This window comes from Arthrobacter tecti, assembly GCF_054511355.1.
The window spans coordinates 22,953-31,903 of sequence record NZ_JBTNCT010000028.1; the positions used below are offsets into that span (position 1 = coordinate 22,953).

General features: G+C 62.7%; 7 protein-coding genes and 1 pseudogene. 7 read left to right on the forward strand and 1 reads right to left on the reverse strand.

What is annotated here, in order from left to right; translation table 11 throughout:
- Nucleotides 1-8: 8 nt before the first annotated feature.
- The 4 genes from uxaC to ACX80C_RS18990 are packed head-to-tail and all read left to right on the forward strand — an operon-like array spanning nt 9 to nt 4,519.
- Nucleotides 9-1,424, forward strand: coding sequence for a glucuronate isomerase (uxaC, locus tag ACX80C_RS18975; RefSeq protein ID WP_459328021.1), 1,416 nt, complete (start codon nt 9-11; stop codon nt 1,422-1,424).
- Nucleotides 1,421-2,845, forward strand: coding sequence for a mannitol dehydrogenase family protein (locus tag ACX80C_RS18980; protein ID WP_459328022.1), 1,425 nt, complete (start codon nt 1,421-1,423; stop codon nt 2,843-2,845). The genes uxaC and ACX80C_RS18980 overlap by 4 nt, the downstream gene beginning before the upstream one ends.
- 49 nt (nt 2,846-2,894) lie before the next feature.
- The gene (gene manD, locus ACX80C_RS18985; RefSeq protein ID WP_459328023.1) at nt 2,895-4,124 is read left to right on the forward strand and encodes a D-mannonate dehydratase ManD; all 1,230 of its coding nucleotides are present in this window, start codon (nt 2,895-2,897) and stop codon (nt 4,122-4,124) included.
- A complete protein-coding gene (locus ACX80C_RS18990; protein WP_459328024.1) occupies nt 4,121-4,519 on the forward strand; it encodes a gluconokinase in 399 nt (132 codons plus the stop codon). The genes manD and ACX80C_RS18990 overlap by 4 nt, the downstream gene beginning before the upstream one ends.
- Here the strand turns inward: ACX80C_RS18990 and ACX80C_RS18995 are convergent.
- Nucleotides 4,516-4,899, reverse strand: coding sequence for a PhoD-like phosphatase N-terminal domain-containing protein (locus ACX80C_RS18995; protein ID WP_459328025.1), 384 nt, complete (start codon nt 4,897-4,899; stop codon nt 4,516-4,518). The two genes, ACX80C_RS18990 and ACX80C_RS18995, sit on opposite strands and share 4 nt — an antisense overlap.
- Nucleotides 4,900-5,331: 432 nt before the next feature.
- Here ACX80C_RS18995 and istA point away from each other — a divergent pair, with 432 nt between their 5' ends.
- From istA to ACX80C_RS19010, 3 genes and pseudogenes are all read left to right on the forward strand, one after another.
- Complete coding sequence (istA, locus tag ACX80C_RS19000; protein ID WP_459328026.1) at nt 5,332-7,020, forward strand: IS21 family transposase; 1,689 nt, start codon at nt 5,332-5,334, stop codon at nt 7,018-7,020.
- Entirely contained in the window at nt 7,017-7,838 is an 822-nt protein-coding gene (gene istB / locus ACX80C_RS19005) for an IS21-like element helper ATPase IstB (protein ID WP_459328027.1), read from the forward strand. The genes istA and istB overlap by 4 nt, the downstream gene beginning before the upstream one ends.
- Before the next feature lie 244 nt (nt 7,839-8,082).
- Nucleotides 8,083-8,829: pseudogene (locus ACX80C_RS19010) on the forward strand (IS982 family transposase); the annotation flags it as partial.
- Nucleotides 8,830-8,951: the final 122 nt, after the last annotated feature.

Consider the following 8,951-nt stretch of genomic DNA (forward strand, 5'->3'; position numbering starts at 1 on the left):
TTAGGGGCATGCCTCCTTCACTATCTTCCCTCGCATCAGAGCCGGACAGGCTCCTGCCGGCTGAACCCGGAGTGCGAGCAATCGCCAGGGACCTGCTGGGTCTCGTCGCCTCCTTGCCCATCATTTCTCCGCACGGCCACGTCGACGCCGGCGTGCTTGCCCAGGACACTCCGTTCCCGGACCCGGCAACGCTGCTGGTCACACCGGATCACTACGTCGTCCGTCTGATTCATGCCAGCGGTGTTCCGCTCGACCGCCTTAATCAGGGCCCGATCGCCAATGCCGACCCCCGATCCGTCTGGCATGATTTCTGCAAGGCGTGGCCGCTGTTCGAGGGCACCGCCTCCGGTTACTGGATCCACTCGGAGTTCCAGCATGTCTTCAAGCTCGACGAGGAAATCTCCGAGGCATCCGCGGACAGCACGTTCGACGCCCTGCAGTCCCGCCTGAGCGAGCCCGCGTTCCGCCCGCGCCAGCTCTTCCATGACTTCAATATCGAGGTCCTCGCCACCACCGATGACCCGCTCGACGATCTTCAGCACCACGCAGCCATCGCGGCGGACAGCACGTTCCGCGGGAGTGTCGTTCCCACATTCCGCCCGGACGCCTACATCAACATTGCGCATCCCAATTGGGTGGAGAACGTCGACCGCCTGATCGGAGCCGCAGGTGACGGCGCAGCGGGCTACGCCGGGTACATCCGGGCGATGGAGAACCGTCGGCGCTACTTCGTGGATCACGGCGCAGTATCCGCTGATCACGGTGTCCGCACGCCGCTGACTCTCAAACTGGACCGGTCCGACGCCGAGAATCTCTTCACCCGTGCCCGGTGCGGAGAATGGACCTCCGAAGACCGCGACGTCTTTGAAGCCCACATGATGTACGAGATGGCACGCATGTCTGTCCAGGACGGCCTCGTCATGACGATTCACCCGGGCTCCTACCGCAACCACCACCTGCCCAGCTTCGAGAAGTTCGGCGGCGACACCGGGCACGACATTCCGTTCCCGGTCAGCTACACCGAAGGCATCCGCCCGTTGCTGCAGGACTTCGGCACGGCAGCTGACTTCCATCTGGTGCTGTTCACGCTCGACGAGACGGTTTTCTCCCGTGAGCTGGCCCCTCTGGCGGGCTTCTATCCGTCCGTCTACATTGGCGCACCCTGGTGGTTCCTCGATGCTCCCGACGCGATGCTCCGCTTCCGCTCCGCCATCACCGAGACGGCAGGCTTCTCCCGCTCCTCCGGTTTCATTGACGACACCCGTGCGTTCTGCTCGATTCCCGCTCGCCATGATGCGTCGCGGCGGATCGAAGCCTCCTTCCTGGCACGGCTCGTGGCCGAACACCGCATCACGGGTGCCCGCGCGGAAGAACTGATCGTAGATGTCGTCGACCGTGCGCCACGACGGGTATTCAAGCTATGACCGTGCAGCATGAGATGAGGGCGCTGAACCGGGCAAACGCGGACATCCCTCCCGCCGCTCCGGTCCGCATTGCCCATATCGGACTCGGTGCGTTCCACCGCTCCCACCAGGCCTGGTACACCGCCCAGGCTGATTCGAAAAACGAGTGGGGCATCGCCGCGTTCACCGGTCGCAGTCCGGAAGCGGCAGCGACGCTCGCAGCCCAGGACGGGCTCTACACCCTCGTGGAACGCGGCGACGACGGCGATGAGTTCAGCATTGTGGGCAGTATCAGTGCAGCGTACGACGGCGCGGACCTTGCGCAACTTGAGAAGGTCCTGTCATCCCCTGAGACAGCGTTGCTGACGATCACAGTCACTGAGCCGGCCTACCACCGTGGCGCGGACGGCCGGCTCGATACCTCATCACCGGTTGTCGCTGCAGATGCAGAAGCTTTGAAGGACATGTGGGCACTAGCGGGAAGCCTCGAAGTGAAGGGCACATTCCCGAGGCTGGCCACTATGGGGGCGCGCGTCCTGCTCGGGCTCGATGCAAGGCGCCGCGCTAACGCGGGTCCACTCGCCGTCGTCTCGTGTGACAATCTGAGGGCGAACGGTGAGGCGGCCTCTCAGGCAATCCACGGGCTCGCAACCACGGTCTCGGCGGAGCTGGGCGACTGGGTCACGGAAAACGTCTCGTTCGTCGACACCTCGGTGGACCGCATCACCCCGCGCACCACCGACGCCGACATCGCGGGTGTCCGGAAGGCCACCGGGCTCGACGACGCCGCACCCGTCATCACCGAGCCGTCCTCGAACTGGGTCCTCAGCGGGAAGTTTCCTGCGGGACGCCCGGACTGGGAAAGCGCCGGAGCAGTCTTCGTCGACGACATCGCCCCTTTTGAACAGCGCAAGCTCTGGCTGCTCAACGGAGCACACTCGCTGCTTGCATACGCGGGCCAGTTGCGTGGCCTGCGCACGGTCGCAGACGCAGTCGCTGACCGCTCCTGCACAGCGGAACTCGAAACCTTCTGGAACGAGGCTGCCGCACATCTGCACCAGCCCGGGCTCGACATTCCTTCCTACCGCGCCGCGCTGCTTGGCCGGTTCCGCAACGCGAGGATCGAGCACCTGCTCGAGCAGATCGGCGCGGAGGGCTCCACCAAACTCCGCATGCGCGCGGTTCCCGTTTTCATCGCTGAGCGTTCGGCGGGCAGGACAGGCAAGGGTGCAGCCCGCACTATCGCCGCCTGGGTTGACTTCCTGGTTCACGAGCACGACGACGGCGCCAGGCCGGCCGACGCTGAAGCTGAGCGCCTCGTGGGCCTGCTGAATCTTCCCGGCCGGGACCTCACCGAAGCCCTGCTCACGGTACTGGACGCCGACCTGGGAGCCGATACCGACGCCGTCGACCTCGTTCACAGCCTCCGGGGCAACTGGTAACAGTCACTTCCTCCGCGCTCCCGCGCTGTCTCCACTGAAAGGAACACCCATGAAAATAGTTGCCGCGGACGTCTTTGTCACCAGTCCGAGCAGGAACTTTGTCACGCTCAAGATAACCACCGACGACGGCGTGACAGGTCTCGGTGACGCCACGCTCAATGGACGCGAACTGGCTGTGGCCTCCTACCTCAAGGAACACGTCACCCAGCTGTTGATCAACAAGGACCCGCATCGCATCGAGGACACCTGGCAGTTCCTCTATCGCAGCTCCTACTGGCGGCGCGGGCCGGTCACCATGGCCGCGATTGCCGCCGTCGATATGGCGCTCTGGGATATCAAGGGCAAGGTTGCCAACCTGCCGGTCTATCAGCTTCTCGGCGGAGCCTCGCGGACGGCGCTGCGAACCTACGGTCATGCCTCCGGGCGGGACCTGCCGGAGCTGTTCGATTCAATCCGGCAGCACCTTGAGGAGGGGTACAAGTCTATCCGCGTACAGACCTCCGTTCCCGGGATCAAGGCGCTTTACGGCGTCGCCGCGCAGACACAGGCGACTGGCGAGCGTTACGACTTCGAGCCTGCGGGCCGTGGTGCGCAGCCCACGGAAGAGGACTGGGACACCCGTGCGTACCTCCGCCATATTCCTACCGTGTTTGAGGCTGTGCGCAACGAGTTCGGCCCTGAGCTGCCCCTGCTCCACGACGGCCACCACCGGATGACGCCGATTCAGGCCGCGAAACTCGGAAAGTCGCTTGAGCCGTACGATCTGTTCTGGCTCGAAGACGTCACGCCTGCCGAGAACCAGGAGGCGTTCCGGCTGATTCGCCAGCACACGACCACCCCGTTGGCGGTGGGCGAGATTTTCAACACCGTCTTCGATTTCCAGACGCTCATCAAGGAACAGCTCATCGACTACGTGCGTGCAGCATCGACGCACTTCGGCGGCATCTCGCCGTTGAAGAAGGTCATGGACTACGCAGCGCAGTACCAGATCAAGTCAGGCTTCCACGGTCCGACGGACGTATCGCCGGTGGGCCTGGCAGCCCAGGCACACGTGGGTATGGCCATCCATAACTTCGGCATCCAGGAGTACATGGAACACAGTGCCAAGACCAACACCGTCTTCGAGCAGTCCCTGACGTTCACGGATGGCTTCCTGCACCCGGGTGACAAGCCAGGTCTCGGCGTGAAACTCAATGAAGAGGCAGCGGCTTCCTTCCCATACCAGCAGGCCTACCTGCCCTACAACCGCCTCTCTGACGGAACAGTGCACGACTGGTGAGCGCTCTTGCGGCCGCGCATCACGTTGTGGTCATGGGCGTCTCTGGCTGCGGCAAGAGCACGGTCGGAACGCTTCTCGCGCAAGATCTCGGAGTAAAGTTTCTCGACGGAGATTCCCTGCATCCGCCGTCCAATGTCGAAAAGATGGCCGCCGGTATCCCGCTGGATGACGTGGACCGCCAGCCTTGGCTCAAGGAGATCGGATGGCGCTTCGCAGCAGCCGGGGAGAAGTCCCTCGTCATCGCCTGCAGCGCACTCAAGCGGTCGTACAGGGACCTGATACGGAGCCGGGCCGCGGAAGCACAATTCGTTCACCTGCACGGTACGGCGGAACTTCTCGCTGCGCGGATGGCTGCACGCCCAGGGCATTTCATGCCGCCGTCGCTCCTGACCTAGCTGCTGCTGTGCGCGTCCGACCGATGGGGCTGAGGGGTCCTTCCGGCCTTAAAGCGGTAGTGATACTGCCGGTCAGGGCGAAGCCCGGTGACTTCGACGTGTACGGAGTGGGCTAGTTGTGGAACGGCGCGCGCGACCCCCGCCCGTACGACCATCCGCATCGAGGGGTCTTCCGCGATTTGCCATGACACCGGCACCTGCCTGGGCGGCATACCGCCGCATCCGTCTAGCCGGAGTGGATTCGGCGCCAGACGCGTCCAAAGAACGACACCATCGGACAACGGCTCACCCGATGCCACGCCTAAGGTGAACGGATTACTGTAAAAACGCGGGGACGCCCACACCCGAAGCAGCTGAGCCAATAGCGGCAGCAAGGGCACTAAACCCGGTCAAGCGCAGGAAACTGCGGCGAGAAGCAGGCGTATCAATGAGCGGCACGACGATCTCCTACTTGACCAGTTTCATCTAGATTGACGGAGCGACGTGAACTGCCGACGAAGAGTGTGCTAAGCGGACATGAACTGACGCAGATTCGTAGTAATTGTTCAGCTCACGCGACGAAGATTGGATCTGTATCCATGGCGTTGCATCGGACACATCCACCATGTGGACTTTTGGCCAGCTTCCCCTGCTGCAGCTCGTGAAACGCTGTCCCTAATGATTGTGGGAGTTTGATTGGAGACCACTTTCGCAGCCTGACTTGAGCCCACCTCACTCTCGTAGCGACTCACCAGTGGACTAACCGCAGTTTCACTTGAGCCCACCCCACCGTTGATTTCATCAGAGTGTTTTTCCGACGGTGGAAGGCAGCGATGGAGTCGAGGGTGGAGTTATTCGAGCAGATACGCCGGGACGCACGAGTCAACGGCGACTCGATACGGTTCTTGGCCAGGAAGTACCGGGTCGCGCGCAGGACAGTCCGCCAGGCGCTTGCCTCGGCGGAACCACCGCGGCGGAAGAAGCCGGTCCGGAACGCTCCACGCCTTGATCGGTTCAGATCAGTTATCGATGGGATGCTGCGGGCGGATTTGAGCGCACCGCGCAAGCAACGTCATACCGCTCAGCGCATCTTCGACAGGTTGGTGGACGAGCACGCCGCGGAATTGTCCTATTCGACTGTCCGTCTCTACGTCAAAAGACGGCGTCCTGAACTCGAGCGTGAACTGGGGACGCCCCCACCGGATGTGTTCATTCCGCAGGAACACGCACCGGGAGCCGAAGCTGAGGTTGACTTTGGTGAGGTGTGGGTGGATCTGGTTGGGGTGCGCACGAAGTGCTATATCTTCGCGTTCCGTTTGTCCTACTCGGGTAAAGCCGTGCACCGGGTCTACCCGACTCAAGGTCAGGAGGCCTTCCTCGAAGGGCACCTTGAGGCGTTCGCGACGATCGGTGGTGTTCCGACCGGTCATGTCCGGTACGACAATCTGACGGCGGCCGTAAAGCAAGTTTTGGGCGCCTCTCGTGACCGGGTGGAGAACGACCGATGGGTTCTTTTTCGATCCCATTGCGGGTTCGACGCGTTCTATTGCCAGCCCGGGATCAAGGGCGCCCACGAGAAAGGCGGCATCGAGGGCGAGATCGGCCGGTTCCGCAGGAACCGGCTCACACCCGTGCCGGCCGTCGATTCCTTGGCGGAACTCAACGCCAGCATCGCCATCTGGGATGAGGAAGACGAGAAACGAAGGATCAGCGGGAAGCTACGCACCATCGGCGCCGATTACGAGCAGGAGCGGGCGCTGCTCAACCCGCTGCCGACCGAAGTGTTCGACCCCGGCGTGATACTCACCCCGAGAGTGGATCGGTCCTCGCTGATCCGGGTGCGGATGGTGAAGTACTCGGTTCCGGCGAGATTCATTGGCCGGACTGTCCGGGTATCGCTGCGGGCATCAGAGGTTCTGGTCTATGACGGACGGACCCTGATCGCCCGTCATGCGCGGGTCGTCGCCCGGGATGGTAGTTGTGTGGATCTCGATCACTATCTTGAGGTCCTCCACCACAAGCCCGGCGCGTTTCCCGGCTCAACTGCACTCGCTCAAGCGCGCGCCTCGGGATCGTTCACTTCCGCGCATGATGCCTTCTGGGCTGCGGCCCGCCGAACCGACGGAGACGCCCAGGCAACCCGAGAACTGATCACTGTGCTCCTGCTGCACCGGTCCATGGCCGCAGCCGATGTTGAAGCCGGCATCGCCGCAGCCCTCAGCGTGGGCGCGGTCAGTGCCGACGTCGTCGCGGTCGAGGCGCGCAGGCATGCTGCTAGCGTCCGTGCGGTGACGTCGGGTGGGTCCGGCTCAGACCGTCATCACGTTGCTCACGATAAAACGAAAGTGCACCAGGTTGTCAGTCTGACCCAGCGCCGTCTCATGGACCCGGCCGCGGTGATCGCAGGCCTGCCGGCAGACACTCGCCCGCTGCCCTCGGTCGCGAGTTATGACGATCTCCTCACCCTGCGGGAGCGCACCCCGACCGGAACGACCCGACAGACGAGGGAGAACTTCTCATGAGCCCAACCAATACCAGTCAGATCACCGTTTCATCGACCCTGCGTCGACGACGTGGACTGACTGAGGAAGCCGCGACCGCCGCAGTCGACCAGGCCTGCCGCCGGCTACGACTGCCCACCATCCGCGCAGTGCTCGGCGAAGCGCTCACCGTGGCAGGCAAAGAACAGCTCTCCTACCAAGGATTCCTTGCAGAGTTACTGCTGGCCGAGTGTGATGACCGGGATCGCCGCTCATCGGTACGACGAGTGAAATCAGCGAACTTCCCCCGCGACAAATGGTTAGGCGACTTCGACTACGACGCAAATCCGAACATCAACCAGGCCACCATCAACACGCTGGCCATCGGCGACTGGATCCGCAAAGGACAACCCCTGTGCCTCATCGGTGACTCCGGAACCGGCAAGTCCCACCTGCTCATCGGCTTGGGCACCGCAGCCGCGGAGAAGGGCTACCGGGTCAGATACACGTTGGCTACCCGGCTCGTGAACGAGCTCGTGGAAGCAGAAGACGACAAAGTCCTCGCGAAAACGATCGCCCGCTACGGGAGGGTTGACCTGCTCTGCATTGACGAGCTCGGCTATATGGAACTCGACAAACGCGGAGCCGAACTGCTCTTCCAGGTCCTCACCGAACGCGAAGAGAAGAACTCCATCGCGATCGCCTCCAACGAATCCTTCTCCGGGTGGACCAAAACCTTCACCGACCCCAGGCTCTGCGCCGCCATCGTCGACCGGCTCACCTTCAACGGCACCATCATCGAAACCGGCACCGACTCCTACCGCCTCGCCCACAGCAAAGCACACCAGAGTGCCCGCTGAGCTGCTCCCTAGATGAGTGAGTCCTATTAGCTGGTTGCCGCGTGGTCGCTGTTAATCGAAGGCGGAGGGTGTTAAACCCAGTTTGTGAAGACAGACCTTAACACCCGTTGAGCGCCGGTTTCCGGCCGGGATGATTCGACCGGGTGAATCCGAGCCGCCGGGAGGACCCGATCATCGAGATGGACGTAAAGTGTGGTCAGGAGGCGATACCCAGCAGCTGCTGGGCCACGACGAGGCAGAGCAACTCGACATCGCCTCTGACCGCAAATGGATCCGATACGCCCGCGCGCACCTGGCCGGTATGTTCCCGAACCTGCCGCAACAGTCAGGATGGGGTAAACGCGTCCGGCAAGCCAGCGGTCTACTCTCGGCTGTGATCACCGAACTGGCCCGCGACAGCCCGTCCTGGAGCGAGAACACCAGGCTGATCGACTCAACGCCGCTGCCATGCGGCAAATCACGGGAAACGGTGAAACGCTCGGACCTGGCAGGGCACGCCGGCTACGGATACTGCGCCTCTCACTCCCGGTTCTTCTGGGGATTCCGGCTCTACCTTATCTGCGCCCCGGACGGGATGCCCATCGTGTGGGGATTAGCTAACCCGAAAATCGGAGAACGCGAAGCGGCAGAAGCGATGCTCCGCCACGACCGACACCTCATCCGGCCGGGGCAAGTCATCGTCGGCGACAAAGGCTTCGCAGGAGCCGAGTTCGAAACGTTCATCACCGACGAACTGCACGCCAAGCTGATCCGACCGGACCGCAAAAACGAGAAGAAACGCTTCGGGAAACTCGGTGGAATCCGGCAATGGGTCGAATCCGTATTCGACACCATGAAAGGACAACTCACCCTCGAAGACCACGGCGGACGCACCCCAACCGGGGTCTACGCAAGGGTCGCAGCCCGACTACTGGCCCTCGCCGCCGGCATCTGGCACAACTGGCTCATCGGAACAGTCAACAAACGATCCCTCATCGCCTACGACCATTAGGACTCACTCATCCAGTGAGGCTTCGCCTCTGACCGCCGAGGCGGGTGGCCGGGTCTTGCTGATGACGCTCGGGCCGGTGCGGGCGCATCCTTGAGTTGATGGTGAATCATCCGAAAAGCGCG